General features: G+C 51.9%; 19 protein-coding genes, 1 tRNA gene and 1 pseudogene. 9 read left to right on the top strand and 12 right to left on the bottom strand.

Going from position 1 to position 24494, the window contains the following annotated elements; genetic code table 11:
- Positions 1-205: 205 nt before the first annotated feature.
- The 3 genes from GZZ87_RS16635 (at position 206) to GZZ87_RS16625 (ending at position 2942) form a co-directional block, all read left to right on the top strand.
- Positions 206-1813, top strand: a complete 1608-nt coding sequence (locus tag GZZ87_RS16635) for a DUF11 domain-containing protein (protein WP_162025436.1) — start codon at positions 206-208, stop codon at positions 1811-1813.
- A gap of 268 nt (positions 1814-2081) precedes the next feature.
- A complete protein-coding gene (locus GZZ87_RS16630) occupies positions 2082-2495 on the top strand; it encodes a biopolymer transporter ExbD (RefSeq protein WP_162025437.1) in 414 nt (137 codons plus the stop codon).
- Between the two features lie 3 nt (positions 2496-2498).
- A complete protein-coding gene (locus GZZ87_RS16625) occupies positions 2499-2942 on the top strand; it encodes a biopolymer transporter ExbD (protein ID WP_162025438.1) in 444 nt (147 codons plus the stop codon).
- Positions 2943-3228: 286 nt separating this feature from the next.
- Here GZZ87_RS16625 and GZZ87_RS16620 read toward each other — a convergent pair whose 3' ends face one another.
- Genes GZZ87_RS16620 through GZZ87_RS16610 form a run of 3 tightly spaced genes read right to left on the bottom strand, consistent with a single transcriptional unit; the run spans position 3229 to position 8759 of the window.
- On the bottom strand, positions 3229-4875 hold the full coding sequence (locus GZZ87_RS16620; protein ID WP_162025439.1) for a sulfatase-like hydrolase/transferase: 1647 nt from the start codon (positions 4873-4875) through the stop codon (positions 3229-3231).
- A gap of 23 nt (positions 4876-4898) precedes the next feature.
- Positions 4899-6410, bottom strand: a complete 1512-nt coding sequence (locus tag GZZ87_RS16615; RefSeq protein WP_162025440.1) for a sulfatase — start codon at positions 6408-6410, stop codon at positions 4899-4901.
- 3 nt (positions 6411-6413) lie between these two features.
- Positions 6414-8759: a hypothetical protein gene (locus tag GZZ87_RS16610; protein ID WP_162025441.1), complete on the bottom strand. Its 2346-nt coding sequence runs from the start codon at positions 8757-8759 to the stop codon at positions 6414-6416.
- A 196-nt stretch (positions 8760-8955) separates the two neighbouring features.
- On the opposite strand from GZZ87_RS16610, the gene GZZ87_RS16605 reads away from it, so the two are divergent.
- The 3 genes from GZZ87_RS16605 to GZZ87_RS16595 are packed head-to-tail and all read left to right on the top strand — an operon-like array spanning position 8956 to position 13971.
- On the top strand, positions 8956-10404 hold the full coding sequence (locus GZZ87_RS16605; RefSeq protein ID WP_162025442.1) for an MFS transporter: 1449 nt from the start codon (positions 8956-8958) through the stop codon (positions 10402-10404).
- Between the two features lie 48 nt (positions 10405-10452).
- Positions 10453-12849, top strand: a complete 2397-nt coding sequence (locus GZZ87_RS16600; RefSeq protein ID WP_162025443.1) for an alpha/beta fold hydrolase — start codon at positions 10453-10455, stop codon at positions 12847-12849.
- Positions 12850-12861: 12 nt separating this feature from the next.
- On the top strand, positions 12862-13971 hold the full coding sequence (locus tag GZZ87_RS16595; RefSeq protein WP_162025444.1) for an endo-1,4-beta-xylanase: 1110 nt from the start codon (positions 12862-12864) through the stop codon (positions 13969-13971).
- 7 nt (positions 13972-13978) lie between these two features.
- On the opposite strand, the gene GZZ87_RS16590 is transcribed toward GZZ87_RS16595, so the two are convergent.
- From GZZ87_RS16590 to GZZ87_RS16575, 4 genes are all read right to left on the bottom strand, one after another.
- Positions 13979-14935: an FAD:protein FMN transferase gene (locus GZZ87_RS16590; RefSeq protein WP_162025445.1), complete on the bottom strand. Its 957-nt coding sequence runs from the start codon at positions 14933-14935 to the stop codon at positions 13979-13981.
- Positions 14936-15012: 77 nt separating this feature from the next.
- Positions 15013-15780: a PepSY domain-containing protein gene (locus GZZ87_RS16585; protein ID WP_162025446.1), complete on the bottom strand. Its 768-nt coding sequence runs from the start codon at positions 15778-15780 to the stop codon at positions 15013-15015.
- Complete coding sequence (locus GZZ87_RS16580; protein WP_162025447.1) at positions 15777-16304, bottom strand: FMN-binding protein; 528 nt, start codon at positions 16302-16304, stop codon at positions 15777-15779. Before GZZ87_RS16580 ends, GZZ87_RS16585 begins: the two co-directional genes overlap by 4 nt.
- Before the next feature lie 67 nt (positions 16305-16371).
- Positions 16372-17724: a porin gene (locus GZZ87_RS16575; protein ID WP_162025448.1), complete on the bottom strand. Its 1353-nt coding sequence runs from the start codon at positions 17722-17724 to the stop codon at positions 16372-16374.
- A gap of 382 nt (positions 17725-18106) precedes the next feature.
- Here GZZ87_RS16575 and GZZ87_RS16570 point away from each other — a divergent pair.
- Both GZZ87_RS16570 and GZZ87_RS16565 read left to right on the top strand, forming a co-directional pair.
- Positions 18107-18181: transfer RNA gene (locus GZZ87_RS16570), tRNA-Arg, on the top strand.
- Positions 18182-18263: 82 nt separating this feature from the next.
- Positions 18264-18431: pseudogene (locus tag GZZ87_RS16565) on the top strand (GIY-YIG nuclease family protein); the annotation flags it as partial.
- A 317-nt stretch (positions 18432-18748) separates the two neighbouring features.
- Here the strand turns inward: GZZ87_RS16565 and GZZ87_RS16560 are convergent.
- From GZZ87_RS16560 to GZZ87_RS16545, 4 genes are all read right to left on the bottom strand, one after another.
- Positions 18749-19600 carry a tetratricopeptide repeat protein gene (locus GZZ87_RS16560; protein ID WP_162025450.1) on the bottom strand — a complete coding sequence of 284 codons (852 nt, stop codon included), beginning with the start codon at positions 19598-19600 and terminating at the stop codon, positions 18749-18751.
- A 124-nt stretch (positions 19601-19724) separates the two neighbouring features.
- Entirely contained in the window at positions 19725-20387 is a 663-nt protein-coding gene (locus tag GZZ87_RS16555) for a TetR family transcriptional regulator (RefSeq protein ID WP_162025451.1), read from the bottom strand.
- A 400-nt stretch (positions 20388-20787) separates the two neighbouring features.
- Complete coding sequence (locus GZZ87_RS16550) at positions 20788-21093, bottom strand: HPr family phosphocarrier protein (RefSeq protein ID WP_162025452.1); 306 nt, start codon at positions 21091-21093, stop codon at positions 20788-20790.
- A gap of 170 nt (positions 21094-21263) precedes the next feature.
- Positions 21264-23030 carry an ABC transporter ATP-binding protein gene (locus GZZ87_RS16545; RefSeq protein ID WP_244648147.1) on the bottom strand — a complete coding sequence of 589 codons (1767 nt, stop codon included), beginning with the start codon at positions 23028-23030 and terminating at the stop codon, positions 21264-21266.
- Between the two features lie 356 nt (positions 23031-23386).
- On the opposite strand from GZZ87_RS16545, the gene GZZ87_RS16540 reads away from it, so the two are divergent.
- A complete protein-coding gene (locus GZZ87_RS16540) occupies positions 23387-23665 on the top strand; it encodes an RNA-binding protein (RefSeq protein WP_162025453.1) in 279 nt (92 codons plus the stop codon).
- A gap of 197 nt (positions 23666-23862) precedes the next feature.
- Here GZZ87_RS16540 and tmk read toward each other — a convergent pair whose 3' ends face one another.
- Positions 23863-24492: a dTMP kinase gene (gene tmk, locus GZZ87_RS16535; RefSeq protein ID WP_162025454.1), complete on the bottom strand. Its 630-nt coding sequence runs from the start codon at positions 24490-24492 to the stop codon at positions 23863-23865.
- Positions 24493-24494: the final 2 nt, after the last annotated feature.

Below are 24494 nucleotides of genomic sequence, written 5' to 3'. Positions count from 1 at the left end.
GAGGTTCGGGAGTTACTTGCCTCAACCGGAGAGGGCAGTTCTTTTGTCATCTTATACTTTATCGTGAAAAAATGCATTTAGACTCGATATTACGTTATTTATTCATAGGTTTTTAACCTCATCTTCAATATGCGGATGGGCGGACTCACCAGTTCGCATCAACAAGCTAAATCAAACCTAAACCCATAAATACTATATGAATATTATGAAAAAGCTCATTGGAGCTTCTGCACTTGCAGGAATTATGGCCCTATCCGTTGCTCAGCTATCTGCTGAACGCACACCGGATGAGGGTAAGAATTTCACAGTGTCGAATTCTCCTGAATCCACAGTCTTCAATATGAAGACTCCATCGAATAATCGTCACGTGCATGACTACCGCAATCAGCAACCAGAAGTGGTTGTCGTGGAAGAGCAAGCTGTCGTTGCTGAAGATGACTGCGCTCCAGGCGTCGTTTCTGATTCGATCGATCAGTATGCTGTGAGCCTCGATAAGTCTGCACCTGCTACAGTTGCACTTAATGAGCCATTCACATACAATTACACCGTGACTGCGAAGCAAGATCTGAAGCAGGTCATTGTTAAAGAGCAGATCCCCGCTGGCACAGTTTATGTTTCTAGTAACCCAGAAGCAGAAGTCTCTGGTAGCAATGTAACATGGACCCTCTACAACCTTGCAAATGGTGTTCAAGCACCACTCGAATTGGTTGTTAAGCCAACATCAGCTACTGATCTCAGCAGCTGTGCGACAATCACAGCGATCCAAGACGCTTGCACAACAACATCTGTTGGTGTGCCAGAGCTTGCGATCGTCAAGACAACTCCAAACGAGCAAGTCTTGATCAACACAGGTGTGCCTTGGACTATCACAGTGACAAATACTGGTAACTTCTGCGCATACGATGTCGTTGTTACAGATACATTGCCTGCTGGTATCTCCCATGAAAGTGGTGAGACAACCCTTGTTACAGAAGTCGGCACACTCGCTCCGGGTGAAAGCCGTGAGATCACGATCAACACAACTGCTGTCGCAAATGGTCAGCACACTAACGTTGCATCCGCGACTTCTTCTAACACTCCAGGAGCTGTCACACACAGCGACGATGTGAAGGTTGTTGAAGCTGGTCTTGAAGTCACTAAGGACGGCACACCAATGCAATTCGTTGGTAAGCGTGCATCTTATAAGATTGTTGCTAAGAACACTGGCGATGTCGCACTCAGCGATGTGGTTGTCACTGACACAGTTCCTGCTCAAAACAAGCTTCTCTCCGCTTCTGGAGCACAGATCGACGGTAACACAGCTACATGGACAGTCAGCCTTGGTGCTGGTGAGTCTAAGAACTTCGACGTAACTGTTCTTGGTCTTGAAGAAGGCACATACTGCAACCAAGTCTCGGCTTCTTCTGCTGAATACGGCTTGAGCGGTAATGATGACGCTTGCACAGAATGGCGCGGTTACCCTGCACTTCTGATCGAAGTGATCGATACTGAGGATCCTCTTCTTGTTGGTGAGGAAACTACATACATCATCCAAATCACTAACCAAGGAACAGCTCCTGATACAAACGTGAAGCTAGACATCCAGATCCCACGTGAACTGTCTGTTGTCTCCGCTGCTGGTGACACACAAGGCACAATCACTGGAAACAATGTGAACTTCGCTGCTTACCCATCATTGGCTGCTAAGGAAATCATCCAGTTCCGTGTTGTTGCTAAGGCACTCTCCGTTGGTGATGCTCGCTTCAAGGCTCAGATGAACTCGGATCTTCTTAAGACTCCAGTTCCTGAAGAAGAAGCAACTCAGGTCTACTAAGACCCGATACGCATAAAGCTTTCAGAGGCGTCCGCAATGCGGGCGCCTCTTTTTTTGTGCCAGCACTCAAACCTTGCCTAGCGATTGAATCGTTTTAGATTTAGCTCATATTATATAGATCCATGTTTACTCTTGATGATGACTTAATCTGTAGCCTCGAAACTCTGTTTCGGGGTGTTGCTGGTTCAGCATCGACTTCGAGAGAATGCTCGCTCCGAGGCAGTTGCTATAGGAGCTTGGAATCACTGATCACTCCTCACTGTTAAACATGGCACGCCGTCGATCTACATCTCCTCCGGAAGAAGACTTTCCGATGACACCGATGATCGACATGGTGTTTCTCTTGCTGGTCTTTTTTATGACGGTCAGCACTTTGGCGCAGGCGGATCGCCGTGTGAAACTTGATTTGCCAGAGTCGGCGTCCAGCGATGTGCCGGAGGACCTCGCTGATCGTGGCACGATCTCCATCGATGCGGACGGCCAAATCTACCTAGGTGCGCGACCGCATACGCTAGAAGGCATGCAGGAGACGATCAAAACGTCGCTATCAGAGAATCCTCAATTGCGTATTCATGTTCGGGCGGATCGTGCTACATCGTATCACGATATTAAGGAAGTGCTCCGCTCCTGTGCCGAAGTCGGTGCTTACGAAGTGATCTATGCGACCTATCAAGCGAGGTAAGGAATGGCTAAACTCAAAAAACGACCAGAAGAGAAGGGCGGTGTGCCGATTGCACCGATGATCGATGTCGTGTTTCTACTTCTCATTTATTTTATGGTGTCGTCCACTTTAGAGCAGCAAGAGGCGGATTTGTCCTTTCAATTGCCCGGCACGGTCGAGCAATCCGAGCCGCTCGACTTGCCAGATGAGCAGATTATCGAAATCCGCCCCGACGGGCAGGTCGTCGTTAACGATTACCCGTATGATACTCCGAATGTTTCGCGGTTGGAAGAGCTCGCCTCGATGCTGACCCGTTTCAAGGAGGCCAGTAGCGCGAACAAGGTCGAGGCTATTGTCACGATTTCACCAGCAGATGCAGTGTCACATGGGCAGATCGTTAAAGTGATGGATGCTTGCTCAGTTGCTGGAATAGAAGCGGTGAACTTTGCTTTGGGCGACGATGGCTGAAGGTGTGTCGATCGTATCGACTAACATTGGGTAGCGGCTTTGCTCGCGAAGCCCGCGCTAAGGCCTTAGGTCATGGAGTTTCGGAACGTTTCCTGCCTACGCGGTTCGCGCAAGCACGACCCCTGCGCACATTTCTGAACCATCAAGAATCACAATCCTTGATGCGCGTCAGCATAGTGCCGACTGCATGGTCTCACGCCAAGTCGGCACAAAAAAAAGCGTGAAAGGTGACGAACCCTCCACGCTTTGTGTGATCATTGATGAATTGATATCGTGTAGCGTCGGGCTACTTTTTCAAATCGCCGAAGCCGCCAGGGAGTGTGTCGAGTTGCTGTTTTAACGCAGCTTTCATCTCGGCTAGCTTCGCGGTATATTCAGGATTGTTGGCTAAGTTTACCTGTTCTCTTGGATCCTTGGAGAGGTCGTAGAGTTGGTCGCGATCGAAATATCCAGGGTAGGAACCGGTTGATTTCTTTTCGGCATCACCGCCGCCAGGAATCGCTGTGAGGTGGCTGAATGGTTGAGTTGGGTCTTCGGTTACAATTTTCAAGTGTTTGCGGCGGCGCTCGGCATTCCATTCTTCGAGTGTCGCTGCGCGTTCTTCGGGGCTCATGCGTTCGATGTGCTCGGGATAGCGGATCGCCATGTATTTCCAATCACCCTTGCGCACGCCGCGAGCGTAGCCGAGTTCAAAGTAGAGGACACGGCCTTCTGGCTGCTCTGCGCCGTTGAGATATGGCAGGAAACTTTTGCCATCGAAAGTCACTTTTGAGTAGTCGTAATCAGCGATGTCGAGAATCGTAGGAGCGAAATCGACGATCGAAACGAGGGCATCGCATGTGGATCCCACAGGAAAACCGCCTTTTTTCCATACGATGCTCGGATCGTGCACCCCGCCTTGATAAACGGTGCCTTTGGAGCTTTGTCCATGGTCGCTAAAGAAGAAGAACACGGTGTTGTCGAGTTCGCCAGTTGCTTCGAGTGCGTCGAGTAGTGCGCCGACTGCGTCATCGAGCCAGAGCATGTTGGCGGTGTCGTCGTTTACGGGTAGGCCAGCAGCTTTCAAGCGTGTCGGTATGGTTGAGCGCGCGGGCTGCACATTTGGCGTTTCGTCTAAGTAGCCGACTGCGGTAATGAGTGGGTCGGCATTCCATGAACGTTTTTCCTTGGTTGGGCCGTGTGGCACGGTGGTCGCAAAGTAGAGGAAGAAGGGCTTGTCGTGATCTTGTTTTAGGAACTCGACGCCACCTTCAGTGATCCAGTCCATATTTTGCACCGCGACTTCATGCAGTCCGAGGAAGTCAGGATTGTTGTGGTAAACATTATCTACGTAGTCGAAGCCGACTTCGCGAATCGCTTGGCAGACGTGATCATGATTTGCTTTAAGTTTGGAGGCGTTTTCTGGGTCTTTGGCACTGGCATCGAAGTCTTTGAATCGTTTGAGATTGTGCACCTCGACGACGTGGTTTTTGCCAGTCATCCCTGTGGTGTAACCTGCCTTTTGCAGTAGGCCGGGGAGGGTGGTGTCGCCTTTGATGATGTGTGTGTTGAACTCGACGACACTTTGGCCTTCTTTCTTTGTAGTGCTTTTAAACCAGGCGTTATTGGCACGGCTGGCGTAGTTGCCCGTGAGCACGTTGTAGCGACTGGGTGTGCAGATTGGCGAGGCCACATGTTGTTCCAACATGACCGTGCCTTCCTTGGCGAGGCGGTCGATGTTGGGGGTGAGGTTCTTACCTTTGCCTTGTGGTAGGCAGTTGAAGTGTTTGGGTAGCATATCATCTGCGATAAAGAAAATGACGTTAGGCTGCTCTTTGTCTGCTTGTGGAGCACGGTTGGCCTTCGCGGCAGCGGTGCTTTGTGTGCAGGGTAATAGAGAAATTCCTAATGCTAAGGCGGGTAATAGTCGTTTAGTAATGGTGTGCGTGTTCATAAATATATTAAAAAAGTTCGTGTCTATCGTTCGACGCGTTGGCGGAGTGCTTGCTGCATGGCTGCGACGACTTTCGCGTATTGCGGGTCGTTGACTAGATTACGCGTTTCCAAGGGGTCGACTTGGTAGTCGTAGAGCTCGGTTGCAGTAATGGTGTCGCCTTTTTGTGCGCCGCTATTTTTGCCTGTTTCATACCAAGCGACGAAACGGAAGCGCTCACTGCGCAGGGCATAACCCATTTTGCTACCGCGTGGGAATTGGCTGAGTGCGATGGATCGCACTTTTTGATCTTGGTCAGTGATTGTCGGAGCGAGGCTGATGCCGTCGAGATTTTCGGGCTTCGGCAAGCCCGCTAAGTCGCAGAGGGTCGGGAAGAGGTCGACTAATTCCGCTGGCATAGTGGTGATCTGCTGCGAGGCGCCCGGCATGGTGATGATGAGAGGCACGCGTGTGGCTTGCTCGTAGTTCGTATGCTTACACCAGATGCCATGATCGCCGAGGTGCCATCCGTGGTCGCCCCAAAAGACGATGATGGTGTTTTCGTCTAGGCCGAGTGCATCGAGTTGATCGAGCACTTTTCCAACCTGTGCATCGATATATGCGACGCTGGCGTAGTAACCGTGAATGAGTTTGCGCTGCGTTGGCTCGTCGAGGTCACCTTTCGTTGGCACGCCGTTGTAGGAGCGGAGCTCGTTGGAATCATGCCATGCATAGTCGGGGCTGCCTTCGGCGTGCTCTTGGAAGGGGGCGAGTTCGATGGAGTCGCGGTCAAAGAGATCCCAATACTTTTTCGGTGCGACAAAAGGGAGGTGTGGTTTTTTGAATCCGACTGCGAGGAAGAAGGGGGTGTCTTTCTTGGCCAGTTTCGCGAGTTCGTTGACTGCGTAATCGGCAATGGCTCCGTCGTCGTAGGCGTTGTCCGGTAGGTCTTCGCATTCTACCACTGGCCAAGCGTCTTTTTTGAATAGGTATTTATTAATCGCATTCCAACCGGTCTTACCTTGTGCCTCGGCTTCGGCGGCGAGTGCTTTGGTTTTTGCATTGTGATAGTGCCCGGTGGGTTTACCAGTCTGTGCATTGTAGTCGAGGTGCCAGGTGTGTGCGTAGGGTTGGCTCCACGATGCGGTGTCGGAGCCTTTATCGACGCTGCGTGGATCGTAGATTTTGCCGACTCCTACGGATTGGTAGCCTTGCGCTTTGAAATACTGTGGGATCGTGACGATGTCTGGGTGGATATCTCGAATTAGAGTCTGAAGATCCCATATCTGAGTATAGTCGGGATACTTGCCTGTCATTAAGCTGGCACGTGAGGGACCGCAAACGGCTTGCTGGCAATGTGCATTGAGAAAGGTGGTGCCGGCGTCCGAGATGCGGTCGATCGAGGGTGTTGGCACTTCGTTGCCATAAGCGCCGATGGTTGGCTTTAGATCATCGATGGCGATGAATAGCACATTCGGTTGTGTGGCGCAGAAGGCCTGTGAGGTGATGCATATAGCGGCTGCAGTATACAGAGACTTTAAAATTGTGGGTTTCATTGTTTATAGGCCGGTGCGGAAGATGAAGCCGAGATCGTCGAGGTAGATGTCGCCAGTGATTGGAGCGAGTGATTGGATCTGGATACGAATTGAGTAGAGTTTGCCCATGGCATCTAGATGCTCGGGCTTCGTGGCTTTGAATTCGAAATCCTGCCACTTGCCGATGATGTCGGAGAGCTGAACTGAGCCGAGAGGCATCCAGTGGTTCGCATCGCTCTGGAGGATGATGTTGATTTTTGCTTTAGGATCAGCGCATTTTAAATTGTGTGCGGCGCGCAACTGACCAATCACACCCACGGCATTTTTAAACGGAAGCTTGTCGCTCGGGAGTGGTTCGAAGTGGAAGAGTTGATCGGCATCTTTCACTGGGAGTTGATTCTCGATGCGTGCCGCGGCGACATATTGGTTCGGCTTGATTGATGGATCTGCGCTTAATTCGTAAGTGCTTTCGACCTGCCATTGGGAGATCGGATTATCAAAGGTCCAGTTGACTTGCTTGCGCTCGCTCAGTGCGACGAGCTCGATGCTTTGTGTGGTATTTAAGTGCCGGTTCTTTGCCGTGATCTGCACTGTTCCTGCGCCGTGTGGGGTTAGTGTGAAGTGAGCTGCTCCATTGATTAGTTTCAATGTGCTTTGGTCGATACTTGCGGGGCCATCGATGGATAGGGTGGGATTGTCTACGTTGAGTTGTGGAAGTCGTTTGTTGGAATCGGTGGCGACTAGCCATCCTTCGATTGGACGATCGGCGGGCGCACGTTCGGGGAGTAGGATCTTTAACTCCGGTTCTTGGGCTCGGGTTGCTGGGGTGTATGGCAAGGCGGGAGCGTCTTTCCAAGCGAGTTGCACGACACAGATGCTAAAGGCTGGCACATGGATCAAGCGGCTTTTGTCGAAGTGTAGTTTCTTTTGAGACGGTTTCTGGCTCCATAGTGGCTTGTGGGCATGTGGATCCCAAAAATACTCTGCCTGAGAGAACGTGTGTTGGATGCCGATGAGTTGTGGGCGTTGTTGGCTCTCTAGTTTTAAGGTGAGTCGAGCGGCGTCTGTCTCGGATGTATTGACTAGCATCACCTGAAGGCCACTCTCGGATTTTGTGACAAAGCTTTGTAGCTGGTCGGTGCCTTTGATCTTGGACGCTACGAGCTCGTTGCCCATTAGATTGTTCCACATCCATAGCGCCCAGTATTGGCTTTTCGGGATGACGGTGGTAGTGGCTTCGTCGATATAGAAGGCACTGTGCCCACCTTCTTCGACGTAAGTGGTGAGGTCCCACTGGTTGGCGAAATCGACACCTTCTTCAAACAGTGCGCCGATCCAGAGTGCGGACCAGAGTCCGTTGATTAGGTCGGCGGTGTCACGGTCTTCGTTGACCTTAATGTTCCACTCGGTGATGCCGATCTCGATCTCTTCTTTGCGTCCCGGTTGATATTTCTCAATCCACTGATCGATCTTGTGAATTGCGTCGCGCAGCTCATCAATTGCGGCGAATTTATGGCTGCTGTCGATCGTTTGGACGCCGACGGGGTAGGCGTGGAAACTGACGAAATCGAGTGAATCGCCACTGTCACGGATCAATTCTTCGACAAAGTCGAGGCCGAGGTCGGAACTCGCAGGGCCACCGAGTTGGACCGTGGAATCGACGGCACGCATTGCCTTGGAAAATTCGAGAAAGCGCTGCGCGTAAACGGTGCCGTTCATGGATGATCCGTCGGGTAGACGATGTCCGAGTTCCCAATCACCGTTGAGTTCGTTGCCGATTTCCCATTGGTTGACGCCGTAGTCATTCGTCAGGTTCGCCCATTTGAGCCACTCGGCGGCGACTTGTGGCGTGCCGGAACCGACATTGACGGTGACCATCGCCTTAGCGTCGAGATTGTTAATCCACTCATGCTGTGTGCGCACATCTAAGTCGCCGTGGTAATCTGACAGGTGGCGCGCTTCACCATGAAGGCGGAAGCCGGGTGCGTAGCCGGAATAATCGACTTCCCATGTGCCATCGGCATTTTGTTGACTGGTATCGAAATTTTCAAGTTCGTGCTCTGGGCCGATGCGCACGCCGTTACCATTCCAGTAGTATTCATTGGACCATGAGCCTCCGGGCATGCGGATCGTTGCTGGGTGCCACTCGCTGATATAGTCTTGGAAGGTTTGATCTTCAACGATTGCGACGCGGCTCCATAGGGAAACATTGGTGCCAGTGAGGCGATGGCGGTCTGCTGTCTGCTCTATGGTGTCGGCATTGATACTTAGGGAGGCTTCCATTGTGTCTGCTTGTAAGCAGCTACTGAGCGCGTAGATTGAGCTGCTGGCGCAGAGTGCTAAGAGTGTTTTGGGTAGGTGAGGATTCATTGCAGAAGTAGTAGGTAGTATGAGACTAAGCTTTGACTGAGGAGAATTGAAGGTAAATGTGATAGTTCATTTAAACTTCAGTTCAAAAGAATGAAAAAGTGCACACTAACTTGTGCCCTTTTTCAGTGGTAAGTTGTTTTTAATAATGCAATAATGCCCTTGTTTTGTAGGGAAGTTCACCCCAATTTTGATCTTTATGAGTATCCCCAGTTCCCCAAACGTTCCTATCGCGGCAGGCGACCATGTCCCATTTACGAAGAAGTTGGCTTATGCTTTGGGCGGGCCTGTCGATATCCTGTCGGTTTGGGTGCTCGTGAGTATTGCCTATCCATTATTTAATATGGAGTTGGAGATGCGTCCGCTTTATGTGGCGATTATTTTGATGTCGTTGCGTCTGTGGGATGGCGTGGTTGATCCGATCATGGGGTGGATTTCGGATAATACTCGCACGCGTTGGGGGCGTCGTCGTCCGTTCATCTTCGTTGGTGCGATTCTATCGGCGATTACGTATCCTTTGATCTTTTGGTTTCCCGTGGGGCTGACTCCAGAGCAAAACATGTTTTGGGTGATTGGGTTCGGTATCCTCTTTTATACATGCTTCACCGTGTGGGCGATGCCGTATCAGAGTATGCTGATGGAGATGACTCCGGATTATAATGAGCGCACCCGTGTGACGGAAGTGCGTGGTTATTTTCAGACGCTTGCGGGGTTAGTGAATGGTTGGATTTGGTGGATCACGCTACGTCCGCTCTTTTTCGCAGCCGACCCTGGCACGGGGGAGTTAGTTGCTAGCACGGCCAATGGTATGCGTTATGTGAGTTTGGGGATTTCGGTCTGTATTTTGGTCGGCGGGCTGATACCGGCTATTTTTGTAAAAGAGCGCTATTATGAATCAGTGAAGCTACGTCAGAATAAGGTGAAGCTGCTGCATAGTTTGCGGGAAACGCTTTCAAATCGTGCATTCCTGATTTTGTGCATGTTCACTTTGTTTTTCTTATTAGGCACAGCGATTTTTGATAGTTATGGTCGCTATGTGGGCACTTACTATGTGCTTGGCGGCGACTGGGCTAAAAGCTCGGTGTTTGCTGGCTGGGGCACACTTGTCTACACGATCTTTAGTTTAATGTTTATTCCGATTTTTCGCCGTCTGTCGGAGCGTATCGGTAAGAATAAGTGCTTAGGCATTGCCGTTTGTATTGTGCTGGCTTCGGCGTCCACGACGTGGTGGACCTTTAATCCAGACTATCCCTGGTTGATGCTGGTGAATACCGCTTTCATTGGTGTCGGTTACGCTGGACTCTGGTTGATGTTGCCGTCGATGCAGGTCGATATTGTAGACTATGATGAACTGAAAACAGGAGAGCGCCGTGAAGGTAGCTTCGCTTCGATTTTTTCATGGATTCTAAAGTTTAGTTTCTGTGTCGGGTTCTTGATTTCTGGGCCGTTGATTGAGATGACGGGGTTTGATGCCGCGCTGGAGGGAGCTCAACCAGAAGCGGTGTATCAAAACATGCGAATCGGCTATATAGTGATACCAGTCGTATCGTTGATTGCTGCTCTGGCTTTGTTGAAGCTATTCCCAATTAATAGAGAGAAGGCTGCGGAGATTCGCGACCAGCTTGAAGCACGTCGCGGTCAGGTGTAGGTGAGCGTCAATGTATCTGCGTTAGATGCATGATACTGATCCTTTATAATGAAATACTTTTTAAGACTGTTTGTTTGTGCGCTTCTATCGGTCGCCTGCCTGAGTGCGGCGCAGCGTCCAAATGTTCTCTTCATTGCGGTGGATGATCTGAAGCCTTTGTTGTCAAACTATGGCGACGAGACCGTCGTCAGCCCGAACTTTGAACGCTTGGCCGAGCAGGGCATGACCTTTCTCAATGCGCATTGCCAACAAGCAGTATGTGGGCCTTCGCGGGCGAGTGTTATGACGGGGTTGCGGCCGGATCAAACTCGGATTTGGGATTTGAAAACCAAGATTCGCGATGAGAATCCTGATGTGGTGACGATCCCCCAACACTTTAAGCGTAATGGTTATACCACTGCAGGCGTGGGTAAGATTTATGATTATCGCACGGTGGAAGGGCATGATCGTGATGACCCCCAATCGTGGAGTGGGCCGTATGATATTTTTGATAAGAATCCGGAGAGTGAGTATGGTTTGGTGAACCCTGAGTATGTCGCCAAGGTGCGTGCCGCCCGTGAGGCGAATCCAGAGCTGGGGTATTGGGACTTTCTAACAAAAGTATTAAAAGGATCGCCGCCTTATGAAGGCACCGAAGATGTGGCTGACGAAGCGTATGATGATGGGCAGATTGCCAAGACTGCGGTTGGATTGATTGAGAAACTGTCTCCACAGGATGATCCGTTCTTTATCGCGGTTGGTTTCAAGAAACCACACTTGCCGTTCATTGCGCCTAAGAGGTATTGGGATTTGTATGAGCCAGATCAGTTTAAGCTGCATCCGCTAACGGCGCGTCCAGAGGGATCACCGGAGTATCACTTTCAGCCCGGCTGGGAGTTACGCAATGGGTCGTATGCCGATGTGCCGCTGTTGTCTGATCCCAGTGCGATTCCTGACGATACCGGCCGGAAGTTGATTCATGGTTATTATGCTGCGGTTTCGTATCTGGATGCGCAGTTGGGTAAGGTGCTGGATGCATTAGATGCGAGTGCTGAAGCCGATAATACGATTGTCGTGCTGTGGGGAGATCATGGCTATCACTTGAGCGATCATGGTATGTGGTGTAAGCACACGAATTATGAGCAATCCACTCGGGTGCCGTTCATGATTATCGATCCGCGTGATTCGAAGCTAGTGAAGGGCGCGAGTTCGGAGTCCGTTGTCGAACTGGTCGATATCTTTGCGACGCTGTGTGATTTGTCTGGGCTTGAAGAGCCTACTGGGATTGAAGGCACTAGTTTGAAGCCTGTGCTTGAGAATCCTAAGAAGCGGGTGAAGCCATTTGCTGTGAGCCAATTCCCACGCTATCGAGGGGATGACGAAATTATGGGCTACGCCTGGCGTGATGAACGCTACCGTTATATTGAATGGATCGATCTGCGATTCTACGAGGGAGACACTGCGGGGCCTGTGGTGGATATCGAATTGTATGACTATTTAAAAGATCCAGAGGAGACGCGCAATTTGGTTAATGATCCGCAGTATGCAGAAGCGTTGCTCAACATGCAGCGCAAGGCCACGGTGTATAAACGTATTCATGGTATCAATACCGACGACGGTGCGATGGCAAGTTGGGTAGAAGTGGCTACGCCCTCCGTTGCAGTTGATCCGACCGATCAGATGAAGTGGCGAGAGGCAGACTTGGTGCTGTCTTATGCGCAACGTGCTGAAGGTGAATTGTCGCTGTATGTCTTTAAGCCCGAGGGGTGGTGTGCGAGTGATCAGCGCGCTGCGCTCGTTGCGTTTCATGGTGGCGGTTGGGCCTCGGGCGATGAGCGTGCGTTTTATTGGCAGGCGAATTATTTAGCCAGTCGTGGCATGGTCGTCATTTGTCCGAATTATCGAATCAAGAATACACATGGAACCACGCCTCTGGAGAGCACGTATGATGCGATGCAAGCCATGCAGTATGTGCGTGCACACGCGGATGAGTTAGGGATTGATCCTGATCGTATCGCTGCAGCTGGCGGATCTGCGGGAGGGCACCTTGCTGCCGCGACTGCCACAGTGCGTGGTTATGAGTCAAAGGAGGCATCACTCGTAGGGGTCAGTCCGCGGCCGAATGCATTGCTGTTGTTTAACCCTGTGTTAGATACGGGGCCACTGGGTTTTGGGCATTGGTATATTAAGCCGGATTGGATGGTGATCTCACCGATCGATCAGATGCACGGTGAGCAGCCGGCGACGATTATCTTCAATGGAGATCGCGATACGACGACGAGTGCAGAACGCAGTTTGGCCTATGCCGAGAAGATGCATGAGCTAGGAAACCCATGTGAAGTGGTGCTCTATCCTGATCAGCATCACAGCTTTTTTCATAAAGGTAGCCACACTCAGAACTTTGCCGATACACTGACGCGAGCTACTTTGTTTTTAGAGGAATTAGGATATTTAGATCCACGTTAAATACACGGATTTATGATTATATTTAAGCGTCTGATTTCTCTTTGTTTGTTATTTCCAGTTTCGTTGTTGGCGGAGGAGTTTGAACTCCCCGTCGCTGAGGGGGCGCCGCTTCGCGAGATCGTGGCTCAGTATTATCCCAGAGGGAATGTGTATGTCGGCGGCACCACAGGCTGGAAGAAGCGGTCACGCACGTCGGGGTTGTTAGCTCGTGAGTTTAGTTACATCACCCCGGAGAATGATTTTAAGCAGCCCGGAATTCATCCGATGCCAGATCGCTGGAATTGGAAGATCGCAGATGCGTGGGTGGAGTATGCGGCCGAGCATGGTCAGTTGATTCGTATGCATGGGCCGATCGGTCCGCAGGCTTCGAAGTGGACATTGGAAGATGATCGCACACCAGCAGAGTTGGAGCAGAACTTGACCGAATTTATGACTGCGCTTTGTCAACGCTACGATGGGCATCCGCAAGTGCGCTGGATGGATGTGGTGAATGAGACGGTCGAGCCTAAAACAGGCGAGTGGTTTGGTCCGAAGCCTGGCACTGATAAGTGGGAGAACCCTTGGACGATCTTAGGCTTCGATGAGACTGTGCCAATGCGTCCTCCGCAGTATATTAAGATGGCGTTTGAGATCGCCAACGAACATGCGCCCAATACGAAGCTGATCATTAATCAGCACGGCAAGATGGAGAGCGGTGCATGGGGTAAAGTATGTGGGCTCGTGTATTATTTGAGAGAACAAGGTCTGCGCGTCGATGGTATCGGCTGGCAGGCGCATGTGGATGTGGGCTGGGAGAAAGAGCCAGGGAACTTGGAGCGTTTGGAGAAGTTGATTGCATGGGCGCATGCCAATGAACTCTCATTTCATGTTACGGAGAATAACGTGTGGCTTAAAAAGAAGAAAGACTACGAGGCGCAAGCCGAGACCTTTGGTGCGATACTGCGAGTGCTATTGTCGAAGCGCCATTCGGGTGTTGTCACCTGGAATGTTTGGAACCTTAGCGATGCAGATGCGTATGTGAAACGTGAAGCCTATGATGGTAGTATCTTCGATCGCGAGTATGCACCGAAGCCCGCGTATTATACGCTGCAGCGAGAGTTGCTGCAGGCTGCGCAAGAGTAGTGTTCTGCTAGCTCTGTTTGAGCACGCGTAGCTCGGAGTGCTTACTCTGAATGGTTTCAATCTCTTTGGCGCTCGCAAAGGATAAGCCGGTAGAGAGTGCGTCGGCTTGTGTGGCCGTGGGCGCGATCACGCTGAGGCTCTTCCAGCGTGTCGCAGGGAGTCCTGTTTGTGGGTGAATTAAATGGTGGTAGTGGCCGTCTTTAGAGAATGGGCTGCCATAGCTGCCGCTGGTGGCGAGGGCTTGATTGTCGAGTTCGGCTACGTCGTGGAGTTCGCTGGGATAGTGTGCATCTTTGATGCCGATACTCCACGGGCGTTGCTCAGGGTGTGAGCCGATGGCTCGGGTCTCGCCGAGTTCGATTAACACGTGTTGATAGCCTGCGTTTTTAAGAATATCGCTGATGTGATCGGTGATGTAACCTTGGGCAATCCCGTTGAGGGTGAGCTGCATACCTGGGTGATTGAAACGAATCGTTTTCGTGTCGTGCTCGATATGCTGCCATCCGGTGCGCTTGAGTGCCGCGGCAATCTCGTGCGGGTGCGGCGCTGCTGTGGTTTCGGGGGAGTGCTTAAAGTGCGTTGCGTAGGTCTGCCAGAGCGGTTGCACAGTGGGGTCGAACAATCCATTGCTCAGTGCGTAGGCTTGATCGATCGCGGCTAAGAGCGGTTGCCATTCGGGGGAGGGGGTGTTGAGTTGTCCGTCGCGATTGAGACGGCAAAGCTCTGAAGTCGGATCGTAGAGACTGAACAACGATTCGAGGCGGCGTATTTCTGCGAAGCAATGCTTAAGGACGTTTTGAGCGCTTGAGCGATCCTTGGCGTAGAGCGTGAAGCTGCCTTCGGCGCCAAGCGTGTAGCCGCTCCAGCGAACCGCTTGGAGTGTGGGCAGAGCAGATGCGATGTTTCCTAGGCTCATGCCTGCGGCACTAGTCGCTAGGATTTTGATGAAGCGTCGGCGTTGCATTTTGTGAGGGCTGAGGAGTGAGGCCTGAGACTTGAGGACTGAGGACTGAGACCTGAGACTTTAGGACTGAGAGGGAGTTAGGAGATCGGCGGTGTTTTGGGGCGGCGTGATTTGCGTAACCAACCGCCGATTCCTGAGGTGATGAGAATGATGATCGCGATCGCGGAGAGATCCATCAGTGTGCGTCCAGCCCAGCCGAAGAGGCGGCCTGAGTGCAGGTCGAGTAGCACGCGGTAGAGCGAGACGCCGCCGCCTTGAAACGCATCGAGGAGGGTGTTGGCATTGGCTTCGTCGAGTGTGATGGTTTCGAGCGGTTCGACGTTGTAGCTTGCCTGGTATCGGTCGAATTCAAGCCAGTCGGCATCGGGCGTCCAATTACCTTCGGCGCTAATGAGTAGGGGGCTTCCGTCGATGGTGGTGCCGACGGCGATCAATGTCGTGTAGGGGAGCTGATTGCTATCGATGGATTCGATGAATTCGCCCTCAGTTGTCAGGTAGATGAGCTGTGTCTCTGTCGCGACGACAGAGATCGGATCGCCTTCGATGATGCCCAGTGGTCGGCTTGCGCTGGCGAGTGGTGCGTTGTTGTAGAAGAGTTGGCCGTTGAGATGTGCCAGTGTATCGGATTGATGGATACGATACGCATCGATGGATTCGCCGCTGGCCATGCCATAGCGGTTGAGGATGACGCTGCTTTTGATCTGAACCTGATCGAGCTTTAGAAATTCGGTGTGGTTGAGCGCGAGTCCGGTGATGGATAGACTCAGCAAGAAGAGTGCAGATGCGATTCCCAGCCAGCGGTGCCATGCGAGGATCGTGCGTTTACGTGGCAATTGCAGGCTCATTGTTGGGCGGCCTCCTTGTGTAGGTGCAGCGCTAGTTTAGAAAGTCGAGTGAGGGCGTTGACAGAGAGTGTCGCGCCGCTGATGCCGTCGATTTTTTTATTTAGGCGGTTTTTATCGCCTAGCTCGAGACCTTTAAATTGGTCGGTGAAGAACGGGTAGCGCACTTCCCAACCGTGTGTTTCACGGTAGATGAGCACCTGCATGGATACCAGTTGATTGTTCTCGACCACAAACCCGGTCGTGATTGGTTTGACTTTGCCTAGCTCATCCAGAATCCATGCAGTGCGTCCGCCCTGTTGCCAGTAGCGTATACGCATGCCGCTGTAGTCGCGGCCGAGCACTTGCTTGATCGAAGCCTTGGTGTCCTTTGTCAACCAGAGCACCTTTTGCTCCGGTTCGCCGTCAAAACTTTGGCTGATGAATACTTCTGGCTCCAGATACACCTCTTCGAGCGCACATAGCTGCGTGCTGCCAAATAGTAGGCAGTAAAGTGCAATGAGTGGTATGAAAGTGCGTGAGGGCATAAGTGTCGTAGATGCGAAAAAAGCCGGTGCTTGCGAAGAGCGCAAGCACCGGCCGTGGAAAAATCGCTTAGAACTGGTAGCCAACACCTAGGTTGAAGATGCTGTCGATGTCGTTGTCGCCAGCGTCTGCGCGTTGGAATTCGTCGGCATCGCCTGTATACTGATAGTCTGCCTTAAACACGACATTGTCAGTTGGCCAGTAGTTGATACCCACTTCGTAGATCTCATTTTCCTGGATATCGCCCCAGCGGTAGAACTCATAGTTGCTATAGCGCGCATAGACGCCAACGTCGCCGTATTTTTCGCTGACAGACCAGCGGTAGGATGGCTCGATGTAGTAACCGTATTGCTCCTCTGCGTCAGAGTTGTCGATGTCACCGCTAAGATCCCAACGGGAATAAAGTGCACGGAGTGCGAAACCGCCGTGTTGGTAAACCGCGTGCGTGGTTGTCAGTAGTCCTGAGAAATCGTCTTTGGATGTCTGGGCAAGGTCATCTTGATAGAAGACCGATGCTGCGAGCTCTAGGCCTGCAATACCTGTGTATTTGACACGACCAGCAATGGCAACTTCGTCGTTGGTGGCCTCAGATACTTTTTGGCGGCCGCTGCGAATGCGGTATGCGCTGTTGCCTGTGGTAGGCACATCGAGGCCAGAGCTAATTGTGCCGTCGAATGCAAAGCCGCTTTCAGTTCGATAGGTGCCTTTAACGCCACCTTCCCACCATGTGCTTGGCAGGATGTTCGACTCGATACGGTTACGCTCGACACCATAGAAAGTGTTAGGCTCGTGTGTTTCGTTGAGGATACCGACAGGCATCAGGAAGACACCGGCGTCAGTATTGAACTCTTGTGTCCAAGCCATACGGATGAACGCTTGTTCCAGTTCGACTTCACCGTTTTGGCCATCGCCTGCAAGACTGTGCTCGAGTTCGAATTCAGTGAAGAGCGAGATCCAGTCGTTGTATTCGTGATTGAAGAACAGCACGAAGCGGTGAAAGTCGATTTCGTTGTCCGCGCCGTTGTTGAAGTTCGCGTGCAACTCACCATAACCACCGACTGAGGTGTTAGTATACCATGCAGGCATGTTGAAGGCGCTGTCGCCCATTTCTTCAACTGCAAGCGAAGTCGCTTCGATTTGCTGCTGAGTTTGCTTCAGCTGAGCGACTGCATTGCTTGCTTCGGCCTTGGCATTTGCAGCTTCGTTTTTAGCAGACACAAGTTCCGTGCGAGCCGTGGAAACTTCGGTTTGGTTCGCTTGCACCATCGCTGAGAGTGCTTCGATTTGTTTCTGTTGTGCCTGGATCATTTTCCACATCTCGGCTTGAGAGGGGAGTGCCTGCGGTGCCTCTTGCGCTGGGAGCGTGGCTACGAAAGCCGCGCTGCAGAGTGCGAGGAGGGTGATTAGTCGTTGTAGTTTCATTGTTTGTTTTACTGCTTAGTTAGTGTTGGGAATGAGTCTCAATAGCGCTTCGTTTAGCCTGTCAAATTATTTTTTGATACTGTGTCTCATTTGCAAATAATACGTATTTGTCTTCTTTGCCCGCAGGAGAGCGCGCATCGGGAGGGACTTTAGCTTCGCCGAATTGATGGTTGGACTTAATGGCTTGGTGCGTATCAGTTCGTGTAAGCTGCGTCATACGAACCTTGGTGCACTGCGAGGGTTCCTGCGCCGCAGTGCAAAGAGACACGCTCTCGCATTCCGAAGTGCCTAGTCGGTGCATTTGCCTTTCTAATCTCAGTGTCAGGCTTCTTTTCGCGTTGACCCCATCGGACTAGTCACAACTCTAGCCACATATTGATCTGCTCCCGTAGTTCAATGGATAGAGCAGTGGTCTCCGAAGCCGCAAATTTGAGTTCGAATCTCAACGGGAGCACCATCGTTCGCCTTTCAGGCTTCGCATGGCGTAGCCATCTAAGCGTGGAGGATACGAGCATGAGTGTGAGGCGTAGCCCAGTGGGCGGAGACTGGGTGATTATAACCGCGGGAATAGTTCGCATACCGCTAAATACACTCCTTGGATATTGGTGTTTTATGCGGCGTTTTCAGATAAGATGAAAGCACTCGAATCTGAATCCTACTTGAAATCTCATTCGGGTAGGGCGTTCTCTGCGAAACGTTTATTTTAAGCATGCGGTTGGCGCCTTTCTGAATCGTTCGAAGACGCCATAGCCTTTGCTCAAGGACGTGTGACCTTTGCAGATCAATTGGTCTTGCGCGTAGGTGAGTTGGAATAGCTCGCGGGGCGCACAGAGTGGAGGATGTATACTTCGACTTTTAATCGAGCGCCGACGGCACGGCGATACTTGTGGAGTTTCGCGATCGTGATGTTCTGGGGGCGACTTTCCTGTCGAGCGACATATGCGTGGTGATCATGCATCTTTTCTGCGACGGTGCTTTGTGTCAGCCCTGCTTAGTTTCGCGCTGATTTCTGCTTTTCGCCGCTTTAAAACTTCGAGAGCTCAGCGAGGATTTGTTGCTTCGATTGCTGTAAGCCTGGTTGCACAATGGTCTCCGCGAGCGCTTTGGCTTCGGTGGTGCGGCCTAGTTTGCCGAGGACACGCGTCCTGTGGAGGTCGACGATTTGGGCGCGTAGTGTATCGTCTTCGGAGATGGTTTTACGGAGTTTTTCCCAATGCAGGAGTGCAGCTTTCCAGTTGGGACTAGCGAGGTCGTAGTAGGCTTCGCCGAGTCGCATCTGTGAGTCGAAGTTATCTGGCTCTAGACTCACGGTTTTTTGAAAGGCTTTGATCATTTCGCGGTCGATGGCGTCGCTGGTGAAGATGGCTTCTTCGAGGAATTGATCGCGAAAGGTGTAGAGGATCTCGCCGAGTGCGTAGTGGTAGGCGGGCACATCGGGATCGAGCTCGATGGCGTTGAGGTAGAAGGTTAGGGCAGCTTTGCCTTTGCCAGTTTCAGCCAAGTGATTACCGATCTGCTGTTTCACGACGGCGATGCTTGGATCGAGTGCGTCGGCTGTTAGAAAGGCTTTAAAGGCTTCGTCGTTCTTGCCGACGCGGCGCAGTAGCTTTCCGTAAAGAACAAGTGCGCTAACGTCGTTGGGATTCTCCATGAGGTAGCTGCTGTAGGAGACGATGAGGTCGTTGACATGGCGCTCTAAATCGTCTGCGGAATAGAATTCGGGATCGGCGGCGAGTTGTTGGTAGATTTTCTGTTCACGCTTGCTGATGTCGAGTAGACGCTGGGTGTCGAGGTCGGAGTGTTTTGCTTCCGCGGCAAGGTGTGTGGTGCATCCGATCATGCTGATGAGGATGAGGAGTGTGCGAAGTGGCTGCATCTATTGGGAAGTGGAAAGTGGAAAGTGAGAAAGTTGAGAGTTAGGAGTTCGAGGTCGGTTCTTAATCGTCATCCTAATCTGACTCTTAATCAATTTTTAGGGTTCAGCAGGATTAGGAGTATGATTATGGCTTGGGGTTCCCTTGAATGTAGCCTGCGACGGTGAAAGTGATTAGCTCTTCGACGAGGGTGTCGAAGTCGGTGGGGTCGAGTATGCCTTCGGAGAGGTTTTCGAGTCGGACTTGTTCGACAATCGCCCCGATCATGGTGCTGATGGCAAAGAAGAAGCGATAGTGGTGAGCGGTCGTTGAAATGTGGGGGCAGCTGCGCTTGAGTTCTAACATGAAGCGCAGTGAGAGCTCGGTGAAGAGTTCTTTATGTATGGTGCTGATGAAATCTGCTGGCTCGGTGATGGCGCGACCAATCATTTGCATGAGGCCATAGTCGACTCCGGTTTCGCTGCTGGCGCTTTCAAAGAGTGGGCGGAAGAGTGCGTCGAAGATCGCATGCACTGGCACTGATTCGGGGGCATGCTCTGCGATGAGGGCGTCGAGTTGTTTCAGTCGTTCAACGTTGATCGGCTCAAAGCGATTGCGTATCACCGCTAGCATGAGTTTCTGTTTGGAGCCGAAGTGGTAGTTGACGGCTGCGAGGTTGACCTGTGCTTCGCGGGTGACGTCGCGTAATGTCATCGCACGGAAGCCTTTTTCCGCGAATAGCTGTTCGGCAGCGCGCATTATGTCGCAGCGGGTTTTGTCTGCCTTGGGTGGTTCGGAAAGTGTGGGCATGCTCTGGTCTTGTGAGTTGGCTTGATATGTTAGTTTTAAACATTTGTTTAATTGCTGCGCCGAGTCAACGCGGCAGACTTGAGCGGGAGGATCATTTTAACCTAGATTCGGCAGTTGGCTTGGGCTCTGATTCTTAAACCGTTAATGGGCGTTAATTAACGTGAATCCGCCTCGCTGCCAAAATAGCGAACTAGCTAACTCACGGTTCTTAGTTAGAGACGTTCTTTAGTATCTAAAGATTATGCACTTAGGGTCTGTGATTGACGTGCATTCACGTTTATTAACGGTTCAACTCAGCTTTTTAGGTTTACGCGTCGCGCCTAGAGCCGCGGAGCAGGCACAAAAAAGCCCCGTCAATGAATTGAGTGGGGCAGATTTGCGGTGTTGAACTGCTTAAAATCTATGCTTCTTCGAAGCGTCGAGCAAAGAGGTCTTCGAGGTCGAGGAGCATTTTCTCTGCTGTATCGACGGGGCCTTCGGTGCGTATTGTCAGTTTCGAACCTTTGCCGGCTGCGAGCATCATGAGACCCATGATGCTTTTTCCGTTCACTTGTTCATCATCTTTATCGACCCATACCTCACCGGAGTAGGTGTTGGCAATGCGCACGATCATCGCTGCAGGACGGGCGTGAATGCCCATCTTGTTCTGAACGACTAGTTCTTTGCTAAGTGTTTCGTTGGAATCGCTGGTTTCTTGTGTGGTCATGGATGAATGTCGGCAAAAAAGATGTCAGCAGGCAATATAGCAAGTTGTAATCCAATTTTGGTTTAAAAAAAGATCTGACAAAAATTTTAGTCGAGTGCGAAATATAGTCGTTGAGGAAAAACAGCGTCAAGGGGTAAAAATATGCGAGTGCTGTCGATTTTTAGGTAAACTTAGCTGTGCTCCGGGATCAGGTCGCTTTGGTGGTGCCATAGTTTGGCATAGTGGCCGTCTTGAGCGAGCAGTTCTTCGTGAGAGCCGGATTCGATGATTTGGCCAGCCTCGAGGACGACAATTTTATCTGCACGGCGCACGGTAGACAGGCGGTGCGCGATCACGAGCACGGTGCGTTCTTCTACTAAATGGTCGAGTGCGAGCTGGATTTTTCGCTCGGTGATGGTGTCGACGCTGGCGGTGGCTTCGTCGAGAATGACGAAGGGTGGATTCTTGAGTAGCACGCGTGCAATGGTCAGGCGTTGCTTCTCGCCCTGGCTCAGGCGGATGCCTTTCTCGCCGATATTGGTGTCGAGCCCTTCGGGTAGTGCGTCGACGAATTCGCGCGCGCAGGCTTGCTCCAGTGCGTGGGCGATCTGTGCTTCGGTGGCGTCGGATTTGGCGAGTAGGAGGTTGTCGCGCACGGTGCCTTCGAAGAGGAAGGGGTCTTGAGCGACATGGCCGACTTTGTCGTGCAGCTCGGAGAGTGAGATGTTGCGGATGTCTTCGCCTGTGAGTTTGACGGTGCCTTGAGTGACGTCGTAGGTGCGCATCGCGAGGTTGGCGACAGTGGACTTACCTGCTCCAGTATGGCCGACGAGTGCGGTGACCTTGTTCGCTTCGAGTGTGAGATTTAGGGCGCTGAGCACTGCGGGGCGTCCGGGGTATTCGAATTGCACATTTTCGAAAGCGACTTCGATCGGTGCATTTGGTAGCGGGTGTGGTTCGGTCGGTTCATCCACATCGACAGCAGCGTCGAGCACTTCGAACACGCGCTCCCCAGAGGCGCGGCCTGCGGCGATTAGGTGGTTCAGTCCGTGCAATTGTGAGATCGGCTGGTAGAGCATGTTGGCGTAGAGGAAGAACGCGAGTAGTTTACCCATGGTGAAGCCGCTGGTGTCTTGCAGCACGAGGTAGCCACCGAAGGCGACAATGCTAAGGAAGCCGAGTTTGGTGGCGAGGGTCGTGGCCGGGTTGTAAATCGACCAGCGATACATGGCCTTAAGCGTCTTAGACTTGAGGTCTTCGGCGCGTTGCTCGAAACGGGCGGATTCGCGCTTTTGGAGGCCGAAGGTCTGGATGAGGCGGTTGCCTTGGATGTCTTCGACGAGGAGGCTATTTAAGTCGGCTGAGCTTTCGCGCACGCCTTTCCATACGAGACGGGAGCGTTTGGAGTAAAGAATGCCGCAGATCAGCAGGAGTGGCACGGGCAGGAAGACGCACCATGCGAGGGCAGGCTGCATCACAAATAGCACGGCGGTGATGCCGACGATTCGTAGAATGGCGCCGGTGCCTTGCTCGGTGCCGTCGAGGAGTGCGCGTTCGACTGCGGCGACGTCTTCGATTACACGGGAAGAGATTTCTCCGCTTTTACGCTGATCGTAGAATGATACAGGCAGGCGCAGTAGCTTGGTGTGCAGATCGCGCCGCATCTCGAGTAGCACTTGTTGCTCGAGGGTATTGTTGACGCGAATGCGCAGGCTGTTGAAGATTTCACTGCCAATATAGAGGCAGGCGATGATGCCGACGCCCCACAGGAGTCCGGACATTGCGCCGGTGGTGGCGATGTCGTCTAGGATGACTTTGATCGCGTAGGGCACGGCAATTTCCATTACGGTCATGCCTGCTGCGAGTCCGATCGTGAGCCAGAATAGGCGTTTGTAGCGGAATAGATAGGCAGAGACCCTAAGGATCGTGTTTTGTTTTTTTGGCTTAGTGGTGCTCACGGAAAAATAGGGAATACACGGAAAAGTGGAAATTTATAGTGACGGAATCCTTGGGTGCTGGATTTAGCAAATCTGAATCGATTTAAATTTTTCTATATTCAGGAGTTAGACGTGAGGAGTTAGAAGTTAGTCTTTGGTCGTGAACCGCTTAGCGTGTCGATAGTCTCGGCCAATTTGGCGAACGATAAATACCGCAGAAAGCATTGATACTCAGTTCCTAACTCCTGTCTTCTAACTTCTAACTACTCTTTTAAGGATTATGGTTGTGTCTTGCGCCAGTTCAGCACTTTTTCAATCGGTATTCGGGGATAACCCAATATACAACTGAAACTTATAACGTTTAATTTTACATAACCATGTCTGTTCGTCTTTATATAGGAAATCTTTCTTTCGATGCCACCGGTGATGATCTTCGTGAGATCTTCTCAAACTGCGGCGCCGTGGAAGAAGCGATCATCGTAACTCGCCCAGGGGGCGGTCGTCCTCGTGGTTTCGGTTTTGTGACAATGGAAGACTCTGAAGGCGCGGACGAAGCGATTCGCCAGTTGGACGGTCAGGAGTTTGCTGGTCGTAAGTTGACGGTGAACGTCGCTAAAGAGCGCGAGCAGTCAGACACAAAGCGCGAAGAAGATTAGTGCCCTTTGGGCACGAACGTTGAACTTCGAACGCTCAACGTCGAACTTTGAATGTTAGTCGGGGCTTTGCCCGCGATTGGAACTTGAAGCCTCTTCGGCCTCTCGCGGTTCGCACACGCACGCCCCATACGGGGAGACTTCGCTTCTCTATTATTAGACGTTCAAAGTTGAGCGTTCGAAGTTCGACGTTCTGGCGTTTACGCCAACCGCGCCTGCACTGCAGCCCAAATCTGTTGCTCTAGCTCTTCGACTGAGTCATTGCCATCCAGCACGATGAAGCGCTCAGGTTCAGACTCTGCGAGTTTGAGATAGCCTGCGCGCACGGCTTGGAAGAATTCGATGGCTTCTTGTTCCATGCGGTCCAGCTGGCCATCGCCGCGGGTGCGCACACGTGCCATGCCGACCTCGGGGGAGAGGTCGATCAGAATCGTTAGATCTGGGCGCGCTTCGCCGACGGCAAATCGGTTGATGGTGGCGACGGCCTCGGTATCGATCTGTCGAGCGACGCCTTGATAGACCGTGGTGGAGTCCATGAACCGGTCGCAGAGCACGATCTCGCCTTGGGCGATGGCGGGCAGGATACGTTCACGTGTCAGCTGTGCGCGACTCGCTGTGAAGAGGAGCAGTTCAGCTTCGGGGGACATGCCTTCGCCGGCCTTGTCGTGTTGCAGCAGGTTGCGCACGGCTTCACCTAGCGGAGTGCCGCCGGGCTCACGTGTTTGCAATACCCGTTGGCCTTGGCGTTGGAGACGATCCGAGAGGGCTTTGATTTGCGTTGATTTTCCGCAGCCCTCAGTGCCCTCGAATGTGACAAAAAGTCCAGCCATGT

Source organism: Lentimonas sp. CC4, from assembly GCF_902728235.1.
Lineage (GTDB): Bacteria > Verrucomicrobiota > Verrucomicrobiia > Opitutales > Coraliomargaritaceae > Lentimonas.
Note: the sequence above shows the minus strand (reverse complement) of the source record. Positions and strands in the feature narration are given on the sequence as shown.